Annotated in this window: 21 protein-coding genes; 7 read left to right on the forward strand and 14 right to left on the reverse strand. The window is 73.1% G+C overall.

Annotated features, from left to right (window positions below):
• Window positions 1-22: 22 nt before the first annotated feature.
• From ACZ4SV_RS02265 to ACZ4SV_RS02305, 9 genes are all read right to left on the reverse strand, one after another.
• Complete coding sequence (locus ACZ4SV_RS02265) at window positions 23-1,366, reverse strand: sensor histidine kinase (protein WP_468000759.1); 1,344 nt, start codon at window positions 1,364-1,366, stop codon at window positions 23-25.
• 394 nt (window positions 1,367-1,760) lie between these two features.
• Window positions 1,761-2,648 (reverse strand): DUF5936 domain-containing protein, encoded by an 888-nt coding sequence (locus ACZ4SV_RS02270; protein ID WP_365873371.1) that lies wholly within the window; start codon window positions 2,646-2,648, stop codon window positions 1,761-1,763.
• Window positions 2,649-2,661: 13 nt separating this feature from the next.
• Entirely contained in the window at window positions 2,662-3,606 is a 945-nt protein-coding gene (locus ACZ4SV_RS02275) for a type II secretion system F family protein (protein ID WP_397970986.1), read from the reverse strand.
• Window positions 3,607-3,617: 11 nt separating this feature from the next.
• Window positions 3,618-4,955 carry a CpaF family protein gene (locus ACZ4SV_RS02280; RefSeq protein ID WP_397941639.1) on the reverse strand — a complete coding sequence of 446 codons (1,338 nt, stop codon included), beginning with the start codon at window positions 4,953-4,955 and terminating at the stop codon, window positions 3,618-3,620.
• A gap of 18 nt (window positions 4,956-4,973) precedes the next feature.
• Window positions 4,974-5,315 carry a TadE/TadG family type IV pilus assembly protein gene (locus ACZ4SV_RS02285; RefSeq protein WP_365873377.1) on the reverse strand — a complete coding sequence of 114 codons (342 nt, stop codon included), beginning with the start codon at window positions 5,313-5,315 and terminating at the stop codon, window positions 4,974-4,976.
• A gap of 1 nt (window position 5,316) precedes the next feature.
• On the reverse strand, window positions 5,317-5,697 hold the full coding sequence (locus ACZ4SV_RS02290) for a pilus assembly protein (RefSeq protein WP_365873379.1): 381 nt from the start codon (window positions 5,695-5,697) through the stop codon (window positions 5,317-5,319).
• Between the two features lie 8 nt (window positions 5,698-5,705).
• Complete coding sequence (locus tag ACZ4SV_RS02295; RefSeq protein WP_468000763.1) at window positions 5,706-6,944, reverse strand: AAA family ATPase; 1,239 nt, start codon at window positions 6,942-6,944, stop codon at window positions 5,706-5,708.
• Window positions 6,945-6,956: 12 nt separating this feature from the next.
• The gene (cpaB, locus tag ACZ4SV_RS02300) at window positions 6,957-7,661 is read right to left on the reverse strand and encodes a Flp pilus assembly protein CpaB (protein WP_468000765.1); all 705 of its coding nucleotides are present in this window, start codon (window positions 7,659-7,661) and stop codon (window positions 6,957-6,959) included.
• Window positions 7,662-7,723: 62 nt separating this feature from the next.
• Complete coding sequence (locus ACZ4SV_RS02305) at window positions 7,724-8,551, reverse strand: hypothetical protein (protein ID WP_468001294.1); 828 nt, start codon at window positions 8,549-8,551, stop codon at window positions 7,724-7,726.
• Window positions 8,552-8,891: 340 nt separating this feature from the next.
• Between ACZ4SV_RS02305 and ACZ4SV_RS02310 the strand changes: the two genes are divergently transcribed.
• From ACZ4SV_RS02310 to ACZ4SV_RS02335, 6 genes are all read left to right on the forward strand, one after another.
• Window positions 8,892-10,622: a chitinase gene (locus tag ACZ4SV_RS02310; RefSeq protein ID WP_468000767.1), complete on the forward strand. Its 1,731-nt coding sequence runs from the start codon at window positions 8,892-8,894 to the stop codon at window positions 10,620-10,622.
• 131 nt (window positions 10,623-10,753) lie between these two features.
• Window positions 10,754-11,287, forward strand: a complete 534-nt coding sequence (locus ACZ4SV_RS02315) for a hypothetical protein (protein ID WP_468000768.1) — start codon at window positions 10,754-10,756, stop codon at window positions 11,285-11,287.
• Entirely contained in the window at window positions 11,284-11,892 is a 609-nt protein-coding gene (locus ACZ4SV_RS02320; RefSeq protein ID WP_468000769.1) for a hypothetical protein, read from the forward strand. The genes ACZ4SV_RS02315 and ACZ4SV_RS02320 overlap by 4 nt, the downstream gene beginning before the upstream one ends.
• The gene (locus tag ACZ4SV_RS02325) at window positions 11,892-16,664 is read left to right on the forward strand and encodes a putative T7SS-secreted protein (protein ID WP_468000771.1); all 4,773 of its coding nucleotides are present in this window, start codon (window positions 11,892-11,894) and stop codon (window positions 16,662-16,664) included. The genes ACZ4SV_RS02320 and ACZ4SV_RS02325 overlap by 1 nt, the downstream gene beginning before the upstream one ends.
• Window positions 16,657-16,944 carry a hypothetical protein gene (locus ACZ4SV_RS02330; RefSeq protein ID WP_468000773.1) on the forward strand — a complete coding sequence of 96 codons (288 nt, stop codon included), beginning with the start codon at window positions 16,657-16,659 and terminating at the stop codon, window positions 16,942-16,944. The genes ACZ4SV_RS02325 and ACZ4SV_RS02330 overlap by 8 nt, the downstream gene beginning before the upstream one ends.
• 294 nt (window positions 16,945-17,238) lie before the next feature.
• Complete coding sequence (locus tag ACZ4SV_RS02335) at window positions 17,239-18,564, forward strand: M14 family metallopeptidase (RefSeq protein ID WP_468000775.1); 1,326 nt, start codon at window positions 17,239-17,241, stop codon at window positions 18,562-18,564.
• Between the two features lie 3 nt (window positions 18,565-18,567).
• On the opposite strand, the gene ACZ4SV_RS02340 is transcribed toward ACZ4SV_RS02335, so the two are convergent.
• The 5 genes from ACZ4SV_RS02340 to ACZ4SV_RS02360 form a co-directional block, all read right to left on the reverse strand.
• A complete protein-coding gene (locus ACZ4SV_RS02340; RefSeq protein WP_468000777.1) occupies window positions 18,568-19,212 on the reverse strand; it encodes a hypothetical protein in 645 nt (214 codons plus the stop codon).
• Between the two features lie 37 nt (window positions 19,213-19,249).
• Complete coding sequence (locus ACZ4SV_RS02345; RefSeq protein WP_397941624.1) at window positions 19,250-20,728, reverse strand: GntP family permease; 1,479 nt, start codon at window positions 20,726-20,728, stop codon at window positions 19,250-19,252.
• 144 nt (window positions 20,729-20,872) lie between these two features.
• Window positions 20,873-21,283: a RidA family protein gene (locus ACZ4SV_RS02350; protein ID WP_365873401.1), complete on the reverse strand. Its 411-nt coding sequence runs from the start codon at window positions 21,281-21,283 to the stop codon at window positions 20,873-20,875.
• Window positions 21,280-22,044 carry an IclR family transcriptional regulator gene (locus ACZ4SV_RS02355; RefSeq protein WP_365873402.1) on the reverse strand — a complete coding sequence of 255 codons (765 nt, stop codon included), beginning with the start codon at window positions 22,042-22,044 and terminating at the stop codon, window positions 21,280-21,282. The genes ACZ4SV_RS02350 and ACZ4SV_RS02355 overlap by 4 nt, the downstream gene beginning before the upstream one ends.
• Window positions 22,041-23,027 (reverse strand): sugar kinase, encoded by a 987-nt coding sequence (locus tag ACZ4SV_RS02360; RefSeq protein WP_468001296.1) that lies wholly within the window; start codon window positions 23,025-23,027, stop codon window positions 22,041-22,043. The genes ACZ4SV_RS02355 and ACZ4SV_RS02360 overlap by 4 nt, the downstream gene beginning before the upstream one ends.
• Before the next feature lie 260 nt (window positions 23,028-23,287).
• On the opposite strand from ACZ4SV_RS02360, the gene ACZ4SV_RS02365 reads away from it, so the two are divergent.
• Window positions 23,288-24,583, forward strand: coding sequence for an alanine racemase (locus ACZ4SV_RS02365; protein ID WP_468000780.1), 1,296 nt, complete (start codon window positions 23,288-23,290; stop codon window positions 24,581-24,583).
• The last annotated feature ends 6 nt before the right edge of the window (window positions 24,584-24,589 follow it).

Consider the following 24,589-nt stretch of genomic DNA (forward strand, 5'->3'; position numbering starts at 1 on the left):
CCTCTCGTGAGTGGGTCGGACGTCAGGGCCGGGGAGCGGGGCGGGGCAGCGGGAGGTCCAGGCGCACTTCCGTGCCCCGCTCCCGCGTCCCCTTGCCGACGCGTATCCGGGCGCCCGCCTGCGCGGCCCGCTCCACCATGCCGAGCAGGCCGAAGTGGCCCGAATCGCGCAGGTTCTCCAGAATGGTGCCGGGCGGCAGGCCGGTGCCGTCGTCGCGGATCGTGAGGCACAGCAGCCGGCCCTCGACCGCCGCCCCTACGTCGACGCGGGTCGCGGAGGCGTGCCGGTGGGCGTTCTCCAGCGCCTCCGTGGCGATGGCGAGCACATGCCGGGCGACGGGTGCCGGCAGGGCCGGGAGCACGGCGGGGCCGTCCGCCGGCCAGTGGCAGGTGACCGGCAGGCCCGTGCGGCGGGTGAAGTCCCGCGCCTGTTCGGCGAGTTCCTGCCAGAGCGGGGGCCGCTCCGGCTCCTCCGGGCGGTCCCGGCGCAGGTCCGTCAGCAGTTCCCGGGACTCCGCCGCCGCGGTGCGCGCCGAGCGGGACACCAGTTCCGCCTGCTGCCGGATCCGGGCGGGATCCGGGGCGTCGGCCGAGGCGGTCAGCGCCAGGCCGTCCGCCGCCAGGGCCACGCCGTACAGGGTCTTGGCCAGCGAGTCGTGCATCTCCCGGGCCAGCCGGGCGCGTTCCGCGCTCACCGCCTCCGCCGCCGCGAGGCGTGCCTCGGTCGCCGTCAGCGCCTGGGTCGCGGCGCCGAAGCGGAGCATCAGGTTGCGCAGGGTGGAGCCCAGGGCCCCGGCGACGACGCACAGGCCGGGCAGGAGCAGCGCCTCGGCGACGGACGCCTGCCGGCCGGCCTTCAGGGTGGTGTGCACCAGGAGCAGGATCAGGGCCTGGAGGGAGGCGAAGCAGGCCGCGCCGCGCCAGCTGTAGACCAGGCCGGCCAGGAGCGGGGTGCAGACGCTGACGTAGGCGAGGGTGGTGTCCGGGCCGGCCGAGACGAGGAGGAACGAGCCGAAGAGGGTGTCGGCGGCCAGCAGGCTGGGGTGGCGCAGGAGGAGGGGGCCGAAGCGTTCCCAGTCGCGGAAGAGGACGTAGGACACCATGACGGTGACGACCACGGCCGCGCCGATCAGGCGGACACCCAGGCCGGGAGCCGCGTTGAGGAGGGCGGCGGGGGCCGAGACGACGATCATCGCCAGCCGGAAGCCGAGGACCTGGCGGCACATCGCTTGCAAGGCGCGGACCTGGAGCTTCTCGGAAGGCCCGGCCGGCAGGACGACCCGTCCCACCGCCCGCACCACGGCCGACGGCCGCAGCGCGGCCAGCCGCACGGCCCCCCGGAGCGCGCCCACCAGCCGAACGGCCACCCGGCGCACGGCCGACAAGCCCACGGCCCGCCAAGGCGCGGCCACCAGCCGACGTACGGCCCACCCGGGCGCGGCCACCAGCCGACACACGGCCGGCAGACCCGCGGTCCGCCGAAGCAACGCCGGCAGACGCGCGGCCGGCAGACGTGCCGCCCACCGGTGCCCGCCCATCAGCCCTACCACCGCCCCGCACACCGCCGTCAGCCGTAAGGCGACCCGGCGTGCAACCGCCCGTCCCGTCGCCGCGAGGCCACTGGCGGCAGCGGGGCCCGTGGTCGGCCGGCCGGGCGTTTCGCGGACTCGCTGTGCCGGGTGGCCGCTCGGTGTCGGGTGCCGTCTCCGGCGGGCTTTTCCCTCCCCTCGGCCCGTCAGCCCCGTCGTCGTCACCTCGTCCTCACTTCCCCGTCAGGGAGCCGAAGTCCACGCCCGAGCCGAGGAGCAGGCCCGCGCCCAGCAGGAGCATCGTCGCCGGGACCATGAACGTGGTGATCATCAGCGTGGCCTTGGGCACCGCCCGCGCGGCCTTGCGGCGGGCGTTCTGGGCGTCGGTGCGGCGCATGTCCTTGGCCAGGGAGACCAGCGTGTCCACGATGGGCGCGCCCAGTTCCTCGCCCTGCTGCAAGGCCGTCACGAACATGGCGACCTGCTCGGAGTCGTTGCGCCGGCGCAGTTCGGCGAAGGCCTGGCGGCGGCTCATGCCGAGGTCCATCTGGCGCAGGGTGATGCGCAGTTCGTCGGCCCACGGGCCCTCGTAGCGGGACGCGACGCGGTCCAGGGCCTGCCGGAAGCCGAGGCCCGCGCTGACCACCACGGCCAGCACGTCCAGGAAGTCGGGCAGGGTGCGCTCGATGACGTCCTTGCGGACCCGGATCGCCGACCAGAGGCCGACCTCCGTCCAGAACGCGCCGAACAGGAGCAGCAGCAGGGCGACGAACCACTGGCCGCGCAGCAGGAAGACCAGGAAGCCGACGCCGCCGAGGGCGCCGTAGACGGCGCGGCGGGCCGCGTAGCGGTCGAGGGTCAGGCCGCCGGGGTTGCCGGCGAGGTCGATCCGGCGGCGGCAGCGGGCCACGAGCCGGGGGCCCATCAGGCGCAGGACCAGCGGCGCGTAGCGCATGCCCAGGCGGTCCACGACCGAACCGACCGCGCCGGTGCGGGTGGCGCCGACCTCCAGGGCGACGGCGAGGTCGCCGGGGAGTTTCGCGTCCGCGCGGTACAGGCGGAGGCCGGCGAAGACGCCCCAGACGCCGGCGCCCGTCAGCAGGGCGAGCAGGAATGCCACCGGGTCACCTCCCTCAGACGTCGATCCGGCTGAGCCGGCGGATGAGGACGAACCCGACGGCGTACAGGGCGAACGCGACGACCACGCTGGCCTGGCCGGCCGGTGAGCCGGTCATGCGGTCGAGCGCGCCGTCCTTCACCCCGTTCATCAGGAACAACGCGCCGACCCCGAGAACGGGCACGGCGTACGAGGTCATGGTCACCTGGGAGAGCTGGGTGCGGATCTCGCGCCGGGTCTCCTTGCGTTCCTCCAGCGTCTCGGTGAGGTTGCGCAGCGCGGAGACCACCTGGCCGCCCGCCCGGTTGGACAGGACCAGGGTGGTGACCAGGACGACGAGTTCGCGGGAGGGCAGGCGGTCGGCCAGCTCGCCGAGCGCGTCGTCCAGGGAGTGGCCGACGGCCAGTTGGTCGGCGACCTTGGACAGTTCCTCGCCGGCCGGGGCCTCCAGCTCCTCCGCCGCCATGCCGATCGCGGTGCGCAGGGCGAGGCCGGCCTGGGTGGCGTTGGCCAGGATGCGGGCGAGTTCGGGGAGCTGGCCGATGAAGCGTTCGATGCGTTTGTGCCGCTGCCAGTTGAGGAACTGCACGGCCGCCCAGACGCCGAGGAGTCCGGCGAGCGGGCCGAAGAACGGGGCCAGGGTGGCCTGGCCGATCAGCCAGAGCGCGGCGACCGTGGCGAGCAGGGCGGCGAAGAACTCGCCCGGTGTGACGTCCAGGCCGGTCGCCGCGAGGCGCAGCTCCAGCCGGCGGCCGAGGCGGGTGCGGCGCAGCCGCCGGTCCAGGCCGGGGAAGCGGCGTCTGCGGCCGGCGGCCGGCGGCGGTCCGGCGAGCGCGAGCCGGTCCACGAGGGCGGCGCGCCGGGCCCGGCCCGAGGCGTAGGCGTGTACGCCGGCCACCGCCAGGACGCAGGCCAGCAGGGTGGCGCCGGTGGTGAGCTGGACGAGGGTGCGGAGTTCCATGGGCCTGGGTCCTACCTGGCTTCTCGGGTGGCGAGCTGGTCGGCGGTGCGGGCGACGCCGAACGCCTGTGGGACGGGCTGGCTCGCCATGTAGAGGCGGTCGGCACTGCGGCGGGGCAGCGGGAAGTAGCGGAAGGCGCCGTGGACGCGGCCGTCCGGGGTCATCGGCCGGGCCTCGAAGCGGGCGGCGGTGGCCAGCCGGTAGGGCTCGCCGCCGTGGCTGTCGAGCAGGGCGATCTCGGTGATGCGGCGGGCGCCGTCGGCGAACCGGGTGAGCTGGACGAGGACGTCGACGGCGCTGTTGATCTGGTCGTGCAGGGCGACGAAGGGCACCTCGACGTCGGACATCGAGGCGAGGGTCTGGAGCCGGGTGAGGGCGTCCTCGGCGCTGTTGGCGTGCACGGTGGCGAGGGAGCCGTCGTGGCCGGTGGACATCGCCTGGAGCATGTCCAGGGACTCGCCGCCGCGCACCTCGCCGACGACGATCCGGTCGGGGCGCATGCGCAGCGAGTTGCGGACCAGGTCGCGGATGGTGACCTGGCCCTTGCCCTCCACGTTCGGCGGGCGGGACTCCAGGCGGACCACATGGGTCTGCTGGAGCTGGAGTTCGGCGGAGTCCTCGATGGTGATGATGCGCTCGTGCGGCGGGATCAGCCCGGACAGGGCGTTCAGCAGGGTCGTCTTGCCGGTGCCGGTGGCGCCCGAGACGATGATGTTGAACTTGGCCTGCACCAGGCCGGCCAGCAGGTACACCATGTGCTCGTCCAGCGAGCCGAAGCCGACCAGCTCCTGGAGGGTGAAGGAGCGCGGGAAGCGGCGGATGGTGAGGACCGGGCCGGTCAGGGACAGCGGCGGGATGATGACGTTGACCCGCTCGCCGGAGGGCAGGCGGGCGTCCACCATCGGGTTGGACTCGTCCACGCGGCGGTTGACCGTCGACACGATCCGTTCGATGGTCTGCATGAGCTGGTCCGCGGAGACGAACCGCAGGGGGAGCTGTTCGACCCGGCCGCCGCGTTCCACGAAGATCGCGTCGGGGCCGTTGACCATGATCTCGGTGATGGAGGCGTCCTCCAGCAGCGGTTCCAGGATGCCGAGACCGAGGGCCTCGTCCACCACGCGGCGGATCAGCCGGGAGCGCTCGGCGGTGGACAGCACCGGGCCCTCGCGGCTGATGATGTGCCCGAGGACCCGCTCCAGGCGTGCCCGGCGCTCGGCGGCGGCCAGCGCGCTCATCTCCGCGAGGTCGATCTCCTGGAGCAGCTTGGCCCGGTAGGAGGCGACCAGGTGCCCCTCCTCGCCCCGGGCGCCGTTCTCCTCCGGAGTGCTGATGCGTGCCCGCAGGCTCATGGGTTCGCTTCTCCTCGGTCAGTGGTCGAGGGGCATGGTGGCGGACTTGGTGGCGTCGCCGAGGTCCCAGACGATGGTGGGGATGGGGACGGTGGCGGTGACGGTCACCGAGTCGCCGTTCTCCGCGGACGCGCAGGTCACGGTGAGTCCGCCGCCGACGGCGCCGGCGCAGGCCTGGGCGGGGGACTGCCGCAGGGACGCCGCCCGCGCCCCGGCCCGGGCCGCCGTGCCGGCCTGCTCGGCGGCGTAGGCGACGGCCCCGAGCTGGATGCCGGCCAGGCCGACGATCAGCAGGACGGGGACGAAGCCCAGGTATTCGATGGCGACCTGGCCGCGGTCGCGGGTCCGGCGGTACGGCATCTCAGCGTTTCGCCTCCTCGACGGCACCGGCGTGGCCGGGCACGGTGACCGGGAAATCGACGAAGCCGGGGAAGAGGACCGGGACCCGCAGCCGGACGTCCGCCGTCACATAGCCGGATCCGCCGCACGGCGGCACCTCGGCGCCGGACCGCCAGGCGTCCGGCAGGTGTGCCAGCGCGGCCTCCCGGCAGGCCGCGGCCCGCTGTCCCGGACGGGCCGCCGTGCCGGCCCGCACCGCCTCGTCGGCGGCGTTCCCGGCGAGCGTGAAGGTGTATCCGACGAGCACGGCCTGCCACATCAGCACCAGCGTCAGGACGATCAGCGGTGTCATGCCGAGCAGTTCGACGCTGACCTGGCCCCGGTCCCCGTCCGGTCCGCTCATCGTCGCGCTCACTCCTTCCGCCGCCGGAAGCCGGCCGGGCCGCGCCCGGCGCCCCGGTGGGAGGCGCCCTCGTCCGCCGGTTTCGCCAGGCCCAGTTCGGTCGCGAGGGCCCACAGCGCCTGGCGCACCGTGCTCCTGGCGTCGAGTTCGTGGACCCGTCCGGCGTCGACGACGGCGTGCAGTTCCCTGAAGTTGGCGGGTACGGCGGTCCGGGCGAGCGCCGTGCCGGTGATGCGTCCCACCAGCGCGGGCTGGATCTCGGCGGTGCGGGTGTGCCGGTTGACGACCACCGTCGTCTCCTCGGCCTTGCGGATCTGGAGCCGGTCCCACATCCGTACGGTCCGTTTGGCGGCGCGTACGGCGATCACGTCCGGGGTGGTGACGAGCAGGGCCGTGTCGGCCATCTCCACGGCGGCGGCGCCCGCGCCGCTCAACTGGGCGCCGCAGTCGACGACGACGGTCTCGTAGCGGGTGCGCAGGGCGCTGACGAGCTGGCGGGCGGCCCGGTCGGTGACCTCCTCGCCGCGTTCGCCCTCGGCGGGCGCGAGGAGCAGGGCGAGGCCGGTGTCGTGGCGGAAGACGGCGTCGGCGAGGACGCGGGGCGAGATGTCGGTGATGGCGGCGAGGTCGGCGACGGACCGGCGGAACTGGACGTCCAGGTAGGAGGCGATGTCGCCGGTCTGGAGGTCGAGGTCGACCAGGGCGGTGGCGCGTCCGGAGGCCTGGGCGGCCAGGGCGAGCTGGACGGCGGTCAGGGTGGCGCCCACGCCTCCCTTGGCGCCGCTGACCGTGACGACGGTGCCGCCGGCCCCGGCGGGCGCCTCCGCGCCGTGCCCGAGGTGCCGTCGTACGCCCGTGGACCACTGGGCGACGGCCTGGACGCGGCCGGCGAGTTCCTCGTACGACAGCGGGAGCCCGACCAGGCCCCGCGCCCCGGAGTCCATGGCGGCGGCGAACAGGCCGGGGCTCGCGTCGGTGGTGACGAGGACGACGCCGACGGCCGGGAAGCGCAGGGCGACCTCGCGGATCAGCTCCAGGGCCGGGACGGGGCCGATGCGTTCGTGGACGACGACCACTTCCGGGAGTTCGTCGACCGATTCGGCGGCGAGCCGGGCGAGGGTGTCGACCAACTGGGTGGAGTCGGTGACCGGGGGCTGCGGCTCGGCGTCGGGGAGCTGGCTGAGCAGGGTGGTGAGGGAGCGGACGGCGTCCGGGTCCGTGCCGGCCGGGAGGATCCTGGTGGGCATGCGGGCCGCCTCTCACTTGTCCGTCGCGAGTTCGTAGGTGCGGTCCTCGTCGGGGACGCCGGTGGCGCTGCCGGGGGCCACGAGCGCGAGCCGGACGCGCTGGGCGAAGGACTCGGCGTAGGTGACGCGCTGGGCGTCGAGGGTGGACAGCGCGAAGGTGATGGGGACGGCTTCGGCGGGCTGCCGGCGGCTGTCGTCGTCGGGTTCCAGGGCGGTGATCCGGCCGACGTCGAGGACCCGGGCGTTGGTCACGATGATCTTCGACTGGTCGGGGTCGCTCTCCTTGCGGCCCTCGAAGGTGGCGTAGACGTTGACGCGCGAGCCGGGCGTGATCTTGCCGGCGACGCCGGTGGCCGCGTCGATCATGATGGCGACCTCCTGCTCGCCGGGCCGGAGGGCGGGCCGGTCGACGATCATGTCGGTCTGGAGCAGGGAGCCCGTGCGCAGGGTGGTCACGGCGATCTTGCCGCGGATCTGCCGCAGGTCGGTGACCGCGTTGCCGGACAGCCACCGCTCGGGCATCTCTATCTTCTCGAACTGGTCCGCGCCGAGCGTGGTGTACGGCTTCACCTCGGACCTGACCCGGTAGGCGGTGACCTCGGGCCCGACCTTGGAGTTCGCGTCGTGGACGACGGAGAGCACGCCGGCGAACGCGCCCAGGGCGCACAGGGCCGACAGGATCAGGAGCAGCACGCCGCGGCGCTGACGGGAGTTCATGGACCGTGCTACCTCGTGGGGATCGGGCGGGCGGGCTTCGGGGCCGGGTCCGTGCGGGCCGGTCAGGCGGGTGCGCGCTGCTCCGGCGCGTGCGGCGCGGGCGGTTCGGGGGCGGGCGGGGCGGCCGAGCAGAAGACGCAGCGGTCGCCGATGACGTCGATGCCGCACCAGTGGCAGGTGGTCTGCCGTACGGAGGTGACCAGTTGGTAGAGGACCGAGAGGTCGGCGAGGTAGCCGCAGAACTCGACCAGGCGGTGGGTGCCCCACCACACCGGGGACTCGGCGGGCAGCGGGACCTCGCGCAGCCCGTGCACGCCCCACCGGGTGCCGAGCCCGGTGACCCACTCGCCCGGCGTCTGCCCCTTGGCGACCAGCATCCAGGTGCTGAACTCGGGGCCCTTGAGGGTGGCGTCGGGCGCGACCCTGACGAGCTGGGGTTCGGGGTGGGCGAGGACCGCGAACTGGCTGCCGGGCACCCAGGACCTGGCGTGCGCCTTCAGTCCGACCGGTACCCGGTCGAGCCGGGCGACGGAGCCGAGGACGGCGCCGGCGTGCAGGTAGTGGGTGAGCAGCCGGCCGGCGCAGGCGAGCACGCCCGGGCCGAGGTCGCAGGAGGCGAGCTGGCGTAACTGCCGGGCGAGGACGGCGACGCCGAGCGGCGGCAGGGCGGGCCGGAACACGGCGACGCGGTCGCTCTCCAGCAGCGCGCGCAGGGTGTAAAGCCGCCGGACGACCGGTTCCGGGGTGGCCGGTGAACAGACGACGACGACATGGCCGTACTGCTCGGTGAGGGTGTGGAGCCCGGTGAGCGCCTCGTCGAGGGTCCCGCCGTCGAGGCCGGTCAGCACGACGGCGGGCATGGTCCGTTCGTCCTGCGCCGGCAGCGCCATGTCGGCGCTGGTCACGGCAATGGCAGTTGGCACGCGCAGCTCCCCGCTCCTCACACCCGCCCCGGCCCGCCGGTGTCACTCCCGTGCGCCAGGGCGACTTCATTGCGTGACTACCCGAGCACTGTATCCACGGCCGTATGGCCGGAGAACAGCGTTGGTGAAGCCGGTGTGGAACTCTCCCGTGGCAAGTCCCGTCAAACCTGGACAGGTTGAGCGGCCCGTCGGGAACGGCTTTGGTCTGGACCTCTTGACACACCGATTGGTCTGGACCAACTTGGAGGCGAGCGGTGGCCACCGTCCCCAGCTCCCCTCCCCGCCCACTCCCCCTCCGGAGGCTCCAGTGGACCGCGCAGCAGGCATACCCAGACCCCGCGGACGACGACTGGCGACATGGTCCGCCGCCACCGCCCTGGCCCTCTCGGTCGCCGGCCTCGCCACGGCCGGCCCCGCGTCCGCCGCGGACGTCAACAACGTGCGCAACGCGGGCTTCGAGTCCGGCCTGACCGACTGGACCTGTTCGGCCGGCAGCGGCGCGGCGGTCTCCTCCCCGGTGCACGGCGGCACCAGCGCGCTGAAGGCCACCCCGGCCGGCCAGGACAACGCCACGTGCACCCAGAAGGTGGCGGTCAAGCCCAACTCCACCTACACGCTGAGCGCATGGGTGCAGGGCGGCTACACCTACCTCGGCGTGACGGGCACCGGCACCACCGACGTCTCCACCTGGTCGCCCGACGCACCGTCGTGGAAGCAGCTCACGACGACGTTCACCACCGGCTCCGCCACCACCTCGGTCTCGGTCTACACCCACGGCTGGTACGGCCAGGCGGCCTACTACGCCGACGACGTCTCCCTCTACGGCCCCGACGGCGGCGGTTCGGGCGGCGGCAATCCGGCCCCGACGGTCCCGGCCGCCCCCGCCGGCCTCTCCGTCGCCGGCACGACGTCCTCGTCCGTCTCCCTGTCCTGGTCGGCGGTGTCCGGCGCGACGGGCTACAACGTCTACCGCGACGGCAGCAAGGTCACCGCGGTCACCGGCACCTCGGCCACGGTGAGCGGCCTCACGGCGTCCACGGCGTACTCCTTCCAGGTGACGGCGACCAACGCGGCGGGCGAGTCGGCGAAGTCGGCGACCGTGACCGGCACGACGACCTCCGGCACGGGCGGTGGCGGCGGGGGCAACGGCTCCCTGCCCAAGCACGCGGTGACCGGCTACTGGCAGAACTTCAACAACGGCGCCACGGTCCAGAAGCTGTCCGACGTGCCCGCGTCCTACGACATCATCGCGGTGGCCTTCGCGGACGCCACGTCCACCCCGGGCGCCGTCTCCTTCACCCTGGACTCCGCCGGCCTGGGCGGCTACACCGCCGACCAGTTCAAGGCCGACATCAAGGCCAAGCAGGCGGCGGGCAAGAAGGTCATCATCTCCGTCGGCGGCGAGAAGGGCTCGGTGTCGGTCAGCGACGCCACGTCGGCCGCGAACTTCGCGAACTCCGTCTACTCGCTGATGCAGACGTACGGCTTCGACGGCGTCGACATCGACCTGGAGAACGGCCTGAACGCGACCTACATGACGCAGGCGCTGCGTGCCCTGTCCGCCAAGGCCGGCCCGTCGCTGATCATCACGATGGCCCCGCAGACGATCGACATGCAGTCCACGTCGGGCGCCTACTTCCAGACGGCCCTGAACGTCAAGGACATCCTCACGGTCGTCAACATGCAGTACTACAACAGCGGTTCCATGCTGGGCTGCGACGGCAAGGTCTACAGCCAGGGCACGGTCGACTTCCTCACCGCGCTGGCCTGCATCCAGCTGGAGGGCGGGCTGGCCCCGTCCCAGGTCGGCCTCGGCCTGCCGGCGTCCACCAGGGCGGCGGGCGGCGGCTACGTCTCCCCCACGGTCGTGAACAACGCCCTGGACTGCCTGACGAAGGCCGTGAACTGCGGCACCTTCAAGCCGTCCAAGACCTACCCCGACCTGCGCGGCGCGATGACCTGGTCCACGAACTGGGACGCGGCCTCGGGCAACGCGTGGTCGAACGCGGTCGGCGCGCACGTGCACGCCCTGCCGTAACACCCGTCCGTACGGCAATTCCCGGCGCCCGGAGCCTCGTGCTCCGGGCGCCGTCGTGCGCGCGGCCGGACTCGATCGGTCGGCCGGGTACCGCGTTGCCCCGCCGACAGCCGGATGTGATGATCCGGCGCATGGCCGAACACGGGGGAGACGCCGGCGCGCAGAAGCGCGCCCGCAGGTCACGCCTGTACGACTACGCGGACCCGGCCGGGTCCGGCGGGCCGGAGGCGTCCGCCGGTGACATCCGCGGGCGCCGCGGGTTCGCCGCCGTGCTGGGCGAGTTCCGGCGTACGCCGGTGCTGGTGCCGGTGGACGGGGACGGCGCCCCGCTGACCGCCGACTTCGGCGGCGTGCGCTGGTTCTACGCCTTCTCGGACGAAGGGGCCCTGGCCCGTTTTGCGCTCGCGCGCGGCGAGGGCGGCCGGGAGTGGCCGTACCAAAGGTGGCTGGGCGCCCGCCTGCTGGACGCGGCGGTGCCCGCGACGGGGGTGCCGAGCGGAGTGGCGCTGGACTGCGCGGACGACGGGCGGGGCGTGGTCTTCCCGCCGGTGCGCGGGATCGTGCCGGACGCGGTGGCCGCGGACGGCGGGACGGGCGCGCGCGGTGGCCCGGGGCAGGACGGGGAGCGAGCGGTGACCGACGGCAGGACGGGGGACGAGCGGTGAGCGGGAACGGCGAGGATCTGCGGACCGAGGGCCTGGAACTCATCGCGAAGGGGCTGACCGACGCGCTCGGCGAGCTGAAGGAGCTGGGCATGATCGGCGCGGCCGGTGCCGGGCGCGGCTTCTCCGAGATCGCGCTGTCGGGGCTGGAGCTGGGTCACGAGGGTCTGACGGAAGAATTCACGTCGTTCTGCGAGCGCTGGGAGTGGGGCGTGCGCGCGCTGGTCGACGAGGGCAACGGGTTCGCCTCGAAGACGGGTCTGGCGGCCGGCACCTACTACGAGACCGACCAGTACATCGGGGGCACCTTCAAGATCGTGACGAACGCGGTGATCGGCAATCCGTACGCCTCCGAGGAGGAGGTGCAGAAGGAGAGCTGGGGACGGATCGCCGGCTCCGGGGCGTTCGGCGGTGACGTGGACTACAGCGGCGAGTCCTTCGAGCAGGCGTGGGCCACGGGCAAGGAGGGCTGGGAGACCGCCGGGCACGATGTGATGACGTCGGACACGATCGGGCCGATGCCGGGGGTGGGCGTGGCCGAGCTGCGCGAGACGGCCGAGGGGCCGGACGAACGGCCGGACGAGCGGCAGCCGGGCGGTGCGGGCTGATGGGTCTGGGGGACATCACCAACGCGGTGCTCAGCGGGGGCGAGCACGCTCTCGACCGCGGCAAGAAGCTCCTCGGCGAGGGGGTCGACTACACCACCGGCAAGATCGGTGACGGCCTGGACCACCTCGGGGCGCACCGGTGGGCCGACGTGGTCGAGGGCTGGGGCGACGGGGTCGCCTCCGACCTGGGGGCGACCCCGGGCGAGCAGCGGCTCGGCCGGACGGAGCAGGGGGACGAACTCGTCCACGGCAGCCCGGCGCGGATCCGGGCGAGCGCCCAGCACCTGCGGGACTTCCACGGGGCGTTCGACAAGGTCGGCCAGGGGCTGAAGAAGGTCGACTCCTCGGGGTGGCGGGGCGAGGGCGGTGACGCCTTCCGGGAGAAGTTCGGGGTGCACCCGGCCAAGTGGGCCGCGGCGGCCGCGGCGTGCGAGACGGCGGCGGAGGCCCTGGAGGCGTACGCCGACACGGTGACGTGGGCGCAGGGGCAGGCGAAGGAAGCCGTCGAGCTGTACCGGAAGGGCGTGCAGGCGTCCAAGGACGCGCTGGCGGCCCACACCCGGAAGGCCGAGTCGTACCACGCGAAGGTGAAGGCGGGCGAGGACCCCGGTCCGGAGCCGGGAACCTTCCACGATCCGGGCAAGGCGGCGGTCCAGGCCGCGCAGCACACACTCGCCGAGGCCCGCAGACAGCGCAACACCGCGGCCTCCGCGGCACAGGGCAAGGTGCGGGAAGCCCTGGCCCACGCCCCGGCCGAGCCGCCGCCCCTGGACCGCGTCCGCGACGACCTCCGCGACAACGCCCAGGCGACGGCCACCGAACTCACCCACGTGGTCGGCGGCGCCCTCAAGGGCACCGCCGGCCTGGTCACCTTCGTCCGCGGTCTCGACCCCGCCGACCCCTACAACCTCACCCACCCGGCCGCGTACCTGCAGAACGTCAGCCTGACGCTGTCGGGTCTGGTCTCCACCGCCGCCCACCCCGAGCGGAACGCGAAGACCCTGTGGGAGGACTTCCGCAGGGACCCGTCCGAGTTCGGCGGGCGGTCGCTGCCCGAGGCGTTCGGCACCAAGGGCCTCGGCGCGGAGGCGGCCCTGGCCAGGGAGGCCGCGGAGGCGGGACTCGCCCGGCGGGCCGCCGGGACCGCGGCGGGCCGGGAAGCGCGGGCGGGAGCCGAGGGCGCGGCCGGGAAGACGGCCCGGGACACCGTCGACCGGGAACCGCCGCGGTACTCGCACGACGAGGACAGCATCACGAAGTGCGGCGACCCGGTCGACGTGGCCACCGGCGCGATGTACCTGCCGCAGACGGACGTCGCCCTCCCGGGCGTCCTGCCGCTGCTGCTGACCCGCCGGGTGGAGTCCGGCTACCGCCTGGGCCGCTGGTTCGGCCCGTCCTGGTCCTCGACGCTGGACCAGCGCCTGGAGATCGACGCGGAGGGAGTCGTCCACGTCACGGAGGACGGCCGGCTCCTGTCGTACCCGCACCCGGCCCCCGGCCTGCCCACCCTGGCGAGCCACGGCCCCCGCCTCCCGCTGGACCGGGTCGACGGCGGCTACACCCTCACCGACCCGCGGACCCGCGTCACCCGGCACTTCGCCGACCGGGGCCCCGGACTGGCCGTCCTGGAACAGATCGACGACCGCAACGGCAACTGGATCACCTTCGAGTACGACGCCGACGGCACCCCGCTGGGCGTGCACACGAGCGCCGGGCAGGGCGTCCGCGTCCGCACCGAGGCGGGCCGCGTCACGGCGTACCACCTGGCGGCGACCGGCGAGGAACTGAAGCGCTTCGCCTACACGGACGGCGACCTGACCGAGGTCGTCGGCTCCTCGGGCCTGCCGCTGCGCTTCACCTACGACGAGGCGGGCCGCGTCACCTCCTGGACGGACACGAACGACCGCGGCTACACCTACGCGTACGACGACCGCGACCGGTGCGTCGCGCAGGGCGGCACGGCCGGCCACATGACCCTCCGTCTGACCTACGAGGACCCCGACCCGGCCACGGGCCTGCGGACGACGACGGCCACGACGGCCGAGGGCCACACCCGCCGCTACCTGGTCAACGACACCTTCCAGGTCGTCGCGGAGACGGACCCGCTGGGCGCGACGACCCGTCACGTCCGCGACCGCCACCACCAGCTCCTGGCCACGACGGACCCGCTGGGCCACACGACGACGTTCGCCTACGACGAGGCGGGCAACCTCGTGCGGGTGGTCCGCCCGGACGGCCGCGCGTCGACGGCCGAGTACGACGCCCTCGGGCTCCCGGTGAAGGTCGTCGGCCCGGACGGCACGGTGATCCGCCAGACCTACGACGACCGGGGCAACCGCACGTCGGTCACGGACCCGGCGGGCCTGACCACCCGCTTCACCTACACCGACGCCGGCCACCCGGCGTCGGTGACGGACCCGCTGGGCCACACCACGCGGGTGGTCTGCGACCGCGCGGGCCTCCCCGTGGAGATCACCGACCCGCTCGGCGCCGTCACCCGCTGCGAACGGGACGCCCTCGGCCGTCCGACGGCCGTCACGGACCCCACCGGCGCCACCACCCGCCTGGAGTGGTCGGTCGAAGGGCGGCTGACCCGCCGTACGGCCCCCGACGGCACGACGGAGACGTGGACGTACGACGGCGAGGGCAACTGCACGAGCCACACGGACCCGCTCGGCGGTGTGTCCCGCTTCGCGTACACGGACTTCGACCTGCTGACCGCCCGCACCGGCCCGGACGGCGTCCGCTACGAGTTCGGCCACGACAGCGAACTGCGCCTGACGAAGGTCACGAACCCGCAGGGCCTGACGTGGACGTACGAGTACGACGCGGCGGGCCGCCTGGTGCGGGAGAAGGACTTCGACGACCGCGCGCTCACCTACGCCTACGACGCGGCGGGCCGGCTCACCGCCCGGCGGAACGCCCGCGGCGAGGTGACGGCCTTCGAACGCGACGCCCTCGGCCGGGTGCTCCGCAAGACCACGGCGGACGGGACCACGGCCTACGCCTACGACCTGACCGGCCGGCTCGCCCGGGCGACGACCCCGGACGGCACGACCCTGACCCTCCTCCGCGACCGGCACGGCCGCCTGCGTGCGGAGACGGTGGACGGCCGCACGGTGACGTACGCGTACGACGCCCTGGGCCGCCGCGTGGGCCGCGTGACGCCGGCCGGGGCGGTGACGACGTGGTCGTACGACGCGGCGGGCCGCCGCACGGGCATGGTGGCGTCGGGCCGGACGATCGACTTCACGTACGACGACGCGGGCCGCGAGCTGACCCGCCGCGTCGGCGGGACGGTGGCCCTGGAACACGCCTTCGACCCCGTGGGCCGGCTGACCCTCCAGTCGGTGACCGGCGCCGGGGGCCGCAGGATCCGGCACCGGGCGTACACCTACCGCGCCGACGGCAACCTGACCGGCATCGAGGACCACCTGTCCGGCTCCCGCCGCTTCGACCTGGACGCGACGGGCCGGGTGACGGCGGTCCACGCGGCCGGCTGGACGGAGCGGTACGCCTACGACGAGGCGGGCAACCAGACCGAGGCGTCCTGGCCGCCGGACCACCCGGGCGGCGAGGCCACGGGGTCCCGGGCCTACGCCGGCACCCGCATCACCCGGGCGGGCGGCGTCCGTTACGAGCACGACGCCCTGGGCCGTGTCACGCTCCGCCGGAAGACCCGCCTGTCCCGCGGGCCGGACGTCTGGCGCTACACCTGGGACGCCGAGGACCGCCTGACCGCGGTGACCACCCCGGACGGCACCCGCTGGCGCTACACGTACGACGCCCTGGGCCGCCGCACGGCGAAGCTCCGGCTGGCGGAGGACGGCGAGACGGTGGCGGAGCGGGTGGAGTTCACCTGGGACGGCACGACACTGTGCGAGCAGACCACGACGTCCCCGGACCTCCCCCGCCCGGTCACCCTCACCTGGGACCACCAGGGCCTGCGGCCCCTCGCCCAGACGGAACGCCTCACCACGGCCCACGACCCCCGCCAGGAGATCGACTCCCGTTTCTTCGCGATCGTCACGGACCTGGTGGGCACCCCGAGCGAACTGGTCGACGAACAAGGAGACATCGCCTGGCACACCCGCAGCACCCTGTGGGGCACGACGGCATGGTCGACGACGAGCACGACGTACACCCCGCTGCGCTTCCCAGGCCAGTACTACGACCCGGAAACGGGCCTGCACTACAACTACTACCGCCACTACGACCCACAAACAGCCCGCTACCTCACCCCAGACCCCCTGGGTCTTGCGCCAGCCTTCAATCCGTCTGCCTACGTCCTCAATCCGCATGGCTGGACCGACGTCCTCGGTCTGGCTCCCGATGGCTGCCCTGACGAGGAACACCTGTTCCGGGGCACCACCAGGGGATTCAACGCGAGCGAGGGAACGCAAGGCTCAGGCTTCACTCCCACATCGACAGATCCAGGCGTGGCGACGGCGTTCGCCAGGCATTCGGAACAATTCGGGGACGCGGTAGTCCACGTTATCCCTCGAAGCGCTCTCGAAGGAGTCGAGACCCTTCCGGGGTACATCCGCGCCGAGGCGGAAGTCGCCGTGAACCTTCCCGCACACGAACTCACCAAGAGAGCCGCCGTCGAACTACCGGCGAATACCGCACACCAGATCCTCAAGGACATGGGAATTCATGTACCGAAAATCACGGCATATGAAGGAATCACCGATGCCCTAGAATGGGACATTCCAAAACTGTCGACCAGTCAGATCAGGCAATTCGTAGCAGAGGCTTACAGACATGGATGAGGACTTCACCGCACGGCTACAGATCTACTCGGTGGAAGAGAAGGGTACGACGACTGCCGTATGCATCGTACGGTGCGTAGGAGGCGTCGCGCGTACCGGCCAACACTTCGCATATCCGGAGGACGTCGGCGGAAGCGGGAGCCGCTCACCCATGACGCTTGACTGGATCCTGCGCTACGAGGAACCCGCCGACTGTCTGGAACCGCCGCACAACGCGAAAGTCCAGCTATCGGGTGACGGTATCGACGAGTTGAGAAGGGGAGTCATCATCACGGCCTGAAAAAGGTGTGGGTGACTGGGCCGGCTCCTTCGGGGGGGTGACTCACGGGTTGTCGGCAGTCTCTGGCTTGCCACCCGTTCCGGTGAGTGGAGGGGGCGTCGGGTGTGGGGCGTCCAGCCGGATTCGGTCGGTTTCTCTGGGGGCTGTTGACCTGATCATGTCAGGCGCGCAGCATGAGGCCCGACCCGCACAGCCGGCTCACAGGGAGCCCCACCGACGGCCCCCGGTGGGTCCGTGTCCAGCACGTCGCAACGGGAATGATCCCGTCTCCACCCACCCCCACGAGGAGAGTTCATGCGACTTCGCATCCGCGGCAGACGTACCGCCGCTCTCGGCGCCCTCCTGGCCCTCGCCCTCGCCGCCCCCGTCTCGGCCGGTGCCGGCCAGGCCGGTGCCGACAGCGTGCGCAGGGCGGCGCCCTCGGCCGAGGACGTCCGGCAGTACGAGATCCAGCAGCGGACGACCCCCGTGTCCCGTACGGCCATCCAGGCCGCCGGGGTGAGCGTGGACGAGGCCGACGAGGAGAGCGTCGTCGTCTCGGGACGGGCGGAGCAGATCGGCGAGCTGCGCCGGATGGGGTACGACGTGCGGCCGTTGGGCGCGGCGCCGCAGCGCTCGGAGATCCGGCTGCACGACTTCCCCAGCGCCGACGCGAAGTACCACAACTACGCCGAGGCCAACGCCGAGATCGACCAGCGGCTCGCCGCCTACCCGGGCATCATGAGCAAGCGGGTGATCGGAAAGTCGTACCAGGGCCGGGACATCATCGCCGTCAAGGTCAGCGACAACGTGGGCACCGACGAGAACGAGCCCGAGGTGCTGTTCACCGCCCACCAGCACGCGCGCGAGCACCTGACCGTGGAGATGGCGCTGTATCTGCTGCGCGAACTCGGCGCCGGCTACGGCACCGACCCCCGGATCACGGACATCGTCAACAGCCGGGAGATCTGGATCGTGCCCGATCTGAACCCGGACGGGGGCGAGTACGACATCGCCAGCGGGTCGTACCGGTCGTGGCGGAAGAACCGGCAGCCCAACTCCGGCTCCTCCTACGTCGGGACCGACCTGAACCGGAACTGGAACTACAAGTGGGGCTGCTGCGGCGGGTCCTCCGGATCGGCGTCCTCCGAGACCTACCGCGGGTCCGCCGCCGAGTCCGCGCCCGAGGTGAAGGTCGTCGCCGACTTCGTGCGCGGCCGGGTCGTCGGCGGCAGGCAGCAGATCAAGGCCGGGATCGACTTCCACACCTACAGCGAGCTGGTGCTGTGGCCGTTCGGGTACACGTCCGCGGACACGGCCACCGGGATGACCGCGGACGACGCCGCCGCCTTCCAGGCCGTGGGGCGGAAGATGGCCGCCAGCAACGGCTACACGCCCGAGCAGTCCAGCGACCTGTACATCACCGACGGCTCGATCGACGACTATCTGTGGGGTACGCAGAAGATCTTCGACTACACCTTCGAGATGTACCCGACCTCGTCCTCCGGCGGCGGCTTCTACCCGCCCGACGAAGTCATCGAGCGGGAGACCTCCCGGAACAAGGACGCCGTGCTGCAGCTCCTGGAGAACGCCGACTGCATGTACCGGTCGATCGGCAAGGCCGCCCAGTACTGCGGCTGACGGCTACGCCTCCTCGAAGTAGGCGTCGAGCACCGCGTCCAGCCGCTCGTCCCACTCCTTGAAGCGCGCCCGGGCCGTCGCCTCGATCTCGATCGGGAACCAGCGGCGGTCCGGGGTGTGCACGGTGATCGTGAAGCGCTTGCCGAACCGGGACGCCTCCGTCTCCACCGCGGCGATCTCGTCCCAGCGGAAGTCGCAGGCCTCCTCGTCCAGGCTGAGGCGGACGCCCCGGCGGTCGGCCACGATCCGGGCCCGCCGGTCGGCCGCCTCGAAGACCGGACCGTCCTCGGCGGCCTCGTCGGCGTCCACGGGATCCTCGGCCGCTTCCCCGGGCTCCGGTTCCCCGGCCGTCTCCTGCCGCCCGGGTTCCGCCGGCTCCTCCGCCGCGGTGTCGTCCGCCGGCCCCGCGGTCACCGCCGCGGCCGGCGCCGGACTCGTGATGCCCGGGATGAACGCCGGGTCCAAGACGGCGCCCGGCACGGGCTCGGCCTTCACCAGGTCGACCTTCAACGGCGCGGCCTTCGACGGCGCGGCCTTCGACGGCTGGGCCTTCGAGGGTCCGGCCTTCGGCGTTTCGGCCTCGGGCGTTTCGGCCTCGGACGGCTCGGCCTCGGACGGCTTGCTGCTCGCTCCTATGCGCTGCTCCACGGCGGCAGTATGGACGACTTCCCTGTGCCGGAACCAGTCAGCTCACGAACACGCCGGTCACCGCGGCCACCGCGAACCCCGCCAGTGACAGCACCGATTCCAGGACCGTCCAGGTCCGCAGCGTGTCCCGCTCGCCGATGCCGAAGTACTTGGCCACCATCCAGAAGCCGCCGTCGTTGACGTGCGAGGCGAAGATGGAGCCCGCCGAGATGGCCATGATGACCAGCGCGCCGTACGCCTGCGAGTGGTGACCTTCCGTCAGCAGCGGGGCCACGATGCCCGCCGTCGTCACGATCGCCACCGTCGCCGACCCCTGGGCGACCCGCAGCACGAGCGCGATCAGATAGGCGAGGACGATCACCGGCAGGCCGACGCCGTGGAAGGTGTCCGACAGCGCCTGCGCGACCCCGCAGGCCTTCAGCACGGCACCGAAGACACCGCCCGCGCCGACCACCAGCAGGATGTTGCCGACCGGCTTGAGGGAGGAGGTCGACACCTTCTCCAGGGAGGCGCGGGACCAGCCGCGGCGGATGCCGAGGAGGTAGTAGGCGAGGAACAGGGCCAGGGTCAGGGCGACGAACGGGTTGCCGAGGAATTCCAGCACCGAGCGGCCCCCGGACGGGTCCAGGGCGATCGAGGAGAAGGTGGCGGCGAGGATCAGCAGCAGCGGCGTACCGATGATGGCGAGGACCGTGCCGAGCGGCACCGGCCGCTCCTCCGGCGCCACGCCCTGGGCGCGCTGCTCCGCCAGCACCGCGCGCCTGGCCTCCTGGGCCGCCTCGGCCATGTCCTGCGGTACGGCGACGAAGATCCGCCGGCCGATCCAGGCGGCGTAGGCCCAGGCGGCCAGTACGGCGGGCAGCCCGCAGACGGCGCCCATGAGGATGACCCAGCCGAGCTGGACGTGCAGCAGTCCGGCGGCGGCGACCGGGCCGGGGTGCGGCGGCAGGAAGGCGTGGGTCATGGACAGGCCGGCGAGGAGCGGGAGGCAGTAGAGCAGCACCGACTTGCCGGATCGTTTCGCCGCCGCGTAGACGAGCGGGGCCAGGACGAAGATGCCCACGTCGAAGAAGACCGGGATACCGAACAGCAGTCCGGTCAGGCCCATGGCGAGCGGGGCGCGGCGCTCGCCGAACAGGGCCAGCAGGCGCGCGGCCAGCACCTCGGCGCCGCCGCTGACCTCCAGGATCGCGCCGAGCATCGTACCGAGGCCGATGATGATCGCGACGTGCCCGAGGATGCCGCCCATGCCGGACTCGATGGTGGAGACGGCGTCGGAGCGCTGGACGGTGCCGAAGAGTTCGGTCACCGACAGCCCGGCCAGCAGGCCGACGGCCACCGAGACGGCGAGCAGGGCGACGAACGGCTGGAGCCGGACCTTGATGATCAGGAAGAGCAGCAGGGCTATGCCGAGGCCGGCGACCGTGAGCAGGCCGGGCGTGCCGTCGAGCAGGAGGAGCAGGCCCCCGGTGTGCGGTGGGGCCGCGGGGGCGGGGGCGGAGAGCGGGAGGGACATGACGGGGTCCTCTTCGGGGCTCGCATACTGCTTTCGGGCAGGGCGGATCGCGGCACGGCGCCCCGGAGGGTGCCGTGCCGTGCGGGAGGCGCGGGTGCGGTGCGGACGCCGGCCGGCAGGAGCGGCCGGGGTGCGGCGCGGACGTCAGCCGAGGACGGCGAGCGCGTCGATCTCGATGAGGAGGCCGGCCGGCAGGCCGACGTAGACCGTGGTGCGGGCGGCGGGGGGCTGGGTGAGGCCCTGCTCCTCGAAGTAGGCGTTGTAGATCTGGTTCAGCTCGGCGAAGTGGTCCACGTCCGTGAGGTAGACGCGGATCATCATCACGTCGTCCCAGGTGGCGCCGCCCTCCTCCAGGATCGCCTGGACGTTGGCGAGGGTCTGGAGGGTCTGCTCGCGCAGGCCCGGGCCGGCGGGCGTCGGGGGCTTGCCCTCCTCGGCGGGCAGGAAGCCGACCTGGCCGGCGACCTGGAGGATGTTGCCCTTCTTCACGCCGTGCGAGAACTGCGCGGGCGGGGTGGTGTGGGTCTTCGGGGTGAGCGCGGTCTTCTCGGTCATGCGGGGGTGCCCTTCACTGGCGTTCTTCCGGAGTACTCGCCGCTGATGGCGTCCGCGGTGCGGCGGACCAGCGGGAGCAGGGTGAGGAGTTCCTCGGCGGTGACGACCACGTTCGGCGCGGAGACCGACATCGCGGCGACCACCCGGCCGTCGGCGCCGCGGACGGGGGCCGCGACGCAGTTGATGGACTCCTCGTGGCCGCCGAGGTCGGTGGCCCAGCCCTGTTCGCGCACCGTGGCCAGCTCCTTCAGGAACGCTTCGGCGTGGGGTGTCGAACGGGACGTGTACAGGGGGTAGTCGAGCCGCTCGGCGAGGGCGCGGCGCTCGGGCGCGGGCAGGTCGGCCAGGAGCAGCTTGGCGACGGCCGCGACCGTGATGGCCACCGGCTTGCCGATCCGGGAGTACATGCGGACCGGGTAGCGGCTCTCCACCTTGTCGATGTAGAGCACCTCGTTCTCCTCGTAGACGGCGAGGTGGACGGTGTGTCCGCAGCTCTCGTTGAGGCGTACGAGGTGGGGGTGGGCGATCTCGCGGATGTCGAGGTTCTCCATCGCCTCCTGGGCGAGGGCGAAGAGGCGGGCGCCGAGGCGGTAGCGCTGGTCGGACTGGCGGTAGACCAGGCCGTGTTCGTGCAGGGTGCGCAGGAGGCGCAGGGCCGTGGACTTGTGCACGCCGAGCCGGTCGGCGACCTGTCCGAGGTCGGCTGGGCCCTCGGCGAGCAGCGGCAGGATGCTCAGGGCGCGGTCGACGGTCTGACTCATGGGATGTTCGCCTCCTTGGGGGCCCGCTCGGCCTGCGTCCAGCCGGGGCCGAGTCGAAGTCTCTCCCATGCGCCGTCGTCCAGGTCGGCGAGCCGGTCGGCGTGGTCGCGGGCGGGGGGCGGCGCGAGGTCGCCGGGCGCGGTGAGGGCGGCGGCGGCGAAGAGGTGGCCGTGCCGCAGCCGGGCCGCGAGGGGCAGGCCGCGGAGGGTGGCGGAGAGGAAGCCGGCGGCGAAGGCGTCCCCGGCGCCGGTGGCGGCCACCACGGCGGTGTCCAGGGCGGGCCGGAAGACGCCGCCGGGGTGTCCGGGCGCGAAGGCCGTGGCGCCGCGCGCTCCCTGTTTCACCACCAGCAGGCGGGGCTGGGGCAGCAGCCGCCGGACGGCGGCGGGGCCGCCGGTGACCCCCCAGGCCTGCGCGGCCTCGTCCGCGCCCACGAACACGATGTCGGCGCGCCGGGCCAGTTCCAGCAGGATCGCGCCGCCGTCGGTGTCCCGCCACAGGCCGGGGCGGTGGTTGACGTCGAAGGAGACCAGGGGGCGCCCGGCGCGGGGTGCGGTCAGCGCGCGCGCCAGCTCCCGGCACGGCTCGGACAGCGCGGCCGTGATCCCGGTCAGGTGCAGCACCCGGGCCGCGTCCGCCGCCGCCAGGTCCACGGTGTCCGCCGACATCGCGGACGCCGCCGATCCGGCCCGGTAGTACGCCACCTCGTGGGCGCCGGTGCCGCGTTCGCCGGCCGTGCGGAAGTAGACGCCGGTCGGGCGGCGCGGGTCGCGGCCGACCGCGGACACGTCGACCCCGTGTCCGGCGATCCGTTCCACCAGGTGGTCGCCGAAGCCGTCCGCGCCGACCCGGCTGATCCAGCGGACCGGGTGCCCGAAGGCGGCCAGGGCGCAGACCACGTTGGACTCGGCGCCGCCGATGGCCCGGTCGAAGGAGGGCACGTCGGCGAGGCGGCCGGGGCGGCCGGGCAGGAAGGTGACCATGGACTCGCCGAGCGCGGCCACGTCCACGACGTCCGGTGGGCGCGCGGCGGGCGAGGCGTGAGCAGCGTCGTCGATGATGACTCCTGTCGATGTCCGGGAGGACGGCCGCCGGGGTCCGGGGGTGGCGGCCCGTGCGGGTGATGGCGCCGAGGTCCGGTTGACGGTCGTCGTTGACCCGGTGTTCGGCGAGATGCTAGACACCACTCAGCACCACATGCAATGGCCGTTGCACATCGCGCAACAGTCCAGAGAGGGGCTCCATGAGCACCGAAGCGCTCGCCCAGCAGGCCGCGGACCGCCTCGCCCGTCTGGCCGGGGAACGGGTCGACCACCGCTTCAAGGGCCTCCCGCCGGACGCCGACGGGCTGACCGTCGCCGAACTGGCCGCCCAGCGCCGCAACCTCTTCCGGGAGTCCGACGGCTTCACCACGCCGCTCCTCGCCCTGTCCGCCGAGCGCCTGGAGCACAACCTCGCGCTGATGGAGACGTACACCGCCCGGCACGGCCTGGCCTTCGCCCCGCACGGCAAGACCTCCATGGCCCCGCAGCTCTTCCACCGCCAGCTCCGGCGCGGCGCCTGGGGCATCACGCTGGCGGTGCCCCACCAGGTGCGGGTGGCACGGGCGTTCGGCGTCCGGCGGATCTTCCTCGCCAACGAGCTGGTGGACGCCGCCGCGCTGCGCTGGATCGCCGCCGAACTGGCCGCCGACCCCGAGTTCCGCTTCGTCTGCTACGTCGACTCCGTGTCCGGGGTGGAGCGGATGGACGCGGCCCTGCGCGGCGCCGTCCGCCCGGTGGACGTGGTGGTGGAGCTGGGCGCGGGCGAGGGCGCGCGGACCGGGGTGCGCGACGAGGCGGAGGGCGCGGCCGTCGCGGCGGCGGTGGCGGGCGCGGCGACGCTGCGGCTGGCCGGGGTGGCGGGCTACGAGGGCGAGGTGCCGGGGGCCGATCCGGAGCGCGTACGGGCCTATCTGCGGCGGCTGGTGGCGCTGGCCGCCGCCCTGGACGGCGCCGGACGGTTCGCCGGGGCCGAGGAGATCGTGGTGAGCGCGGGCGGCAGCGCCTGGTTCGACGCGGTGGCCGAGGTCTTCGCCGAGCTGCCCGCGCTGTCCCGGCCGGTGCTGAGGCTGCTGCGCTCGGGCGCGTACGTCTCGCACGACGACGGGCACTACCGCAGGCTCACGCCGTTCACCCGGGTCCCGGAGGAGGGCGCCCTGGAACCCGCCTTCCGGCTGTGGGCGCAGGTCGTCTCCCGGCCCACCCGCGAGCAGGCGTTCGCCAACGCGGGCAAGCGGGACGCCGCCCACGACCTGGACCTGCCGGCCGCCCAGGTGGTACGCCGGGACGGTGTCGAACGCCCGGCCGCCGGCGTCACCGTCACCGGCCTGTCCGACCAGCACACCTGGCTGCGCACGGACCCGGAGGCGGACGTCGAGGTCGGCGACTGGATCGGGTTCGGCCTGTCCCATCCATGCACGTCTTTCGACAAATGGCAGCTCATCCCGGTCGCCGAGGCCGACGGCACGGTGGTCGACTACATCCGTACGTTCTTCTAGGAGGCC

The organism is Streptomyces sp. NPDC027672, from assembly GCF_055566335.1.

Bases quoted from the DNA above. Each gene is read 5' to 3' on its own strand.
- ACZ4SV_RS02295 (WP_468000763.1), bottom strand. From the start codon at position 6,944: ATGCCCACCAGGATCCTCCCGGCCGGCACGGACCCGGACGCCGTCCGC.
- ACZ4SV_RS02345 (WP_397941624.1), bottom strand. From the start codon at position 20,728: ATGTCCCTCCCGCTCTCCGCCCCCGCCCCCGCGGCCCCACCGCACACC.
- ACZ4SV_RS02350 (WP_365873401.1), bottom strand. From the start codon at position 21,283: ATGACCGAGAAGACCGCGCTCACCCCGAAGACCCACACCACCCCGCCC.
- ACZ4SV_RS02365 (WP_468000780.1), top strand. From the start codon at position 23,288: ATGAGCACCGAAGCGCTCGCCCAGCAGGCCGCGGACCGCCTCGCCCGT.
- ACZ4SV_RS02355 (WP_365873402.1), bottom strand. From the start codon at position 22,044: ATGAGTCAGACCGTCGACCGCGCCCTGAGCATCCTGCCGCTGCTCGCC.
- ACZ4SV_RS02360 (WP_468001296.1), bottom strand. From the start codon at position 23,027: ATGGTCACCTTCCTGCCCGGCCGCCCCGGCCGCCTCGCCGACGTGCCC.
- ACZ4SV_RS02285 (WP_365873377.1), bottom strand. From the start codon at position 5,315: ATGCCGTACCGCCGGACCCGCGACCGCGGCCAGGTCGCCATCGAATAC.
- ACZ4SV_RS02335 (WP_468000775.1), top strand. From the start codon at position 17,239: ATGCGACTTCGCATCCGCGGCAGACGTACCGCCGCTCTCGGCGCCCTC.
- ACZ4SV_RS02275 (WP_397970986.1), bottom strand. From the start codon at position 3,606: ATGGAACTCCGCACCCTCGTCCAGCTCACCACCGGCGCCACCCTGCTG.
- ACZ4SV_RS02280 (WP_397941639.1), bottom strand. From the start codon at position 4,955: ATGAGCCTGCGGGCACGCATCAGCACTCCGGAGGAGAACGGCGCCCGG.
- ACZ4SV_RS02290 (WP_365873379.1), bottom strand. From the start codon at position 5,697: ATGAGCGGACCGGACGGGGACCGGGGCCAGGTCAGCGTCGAACTGCTC.
- cpaB (WP_468000765.1), bottom strand. From the start codon at position 7,661: ATGAACTCCCGTCAGCGCCGCGGCGTGCTGCTCCTGATCCTGTCGGCC.
- ACZ4SV_RS02325 (WP_468000771.1), top strand. From the start codon at position 11,892: ATGGGTCTGGGGGACATCACCAACGCGGTGCTCAGCGGGGGCGAGCAC.
- ACZ4SV_RS02305 (WP_468001294.1), bottom strand. From the start codon at position 8,551: ATGGCGCTGCCGGCGCAGGACGAACGGACCATGCCCGCCGTCGTGCTG.
- ACZ4SV_RS02330 (WP_468000773.1), top strand. From the start codon at position 16,657: ATGGATGAGGACTTCACCGCACGGCTACAGATCTACTCGGTGGAAGAG.
- ACZ4SV_RS02315 (WP_468000768.1), top strand. From the start codon at position 10,754: ATGGCCGAACACGGGGGAGACGCCGGCGCGCAGAAGCGCGCCCGCAGG.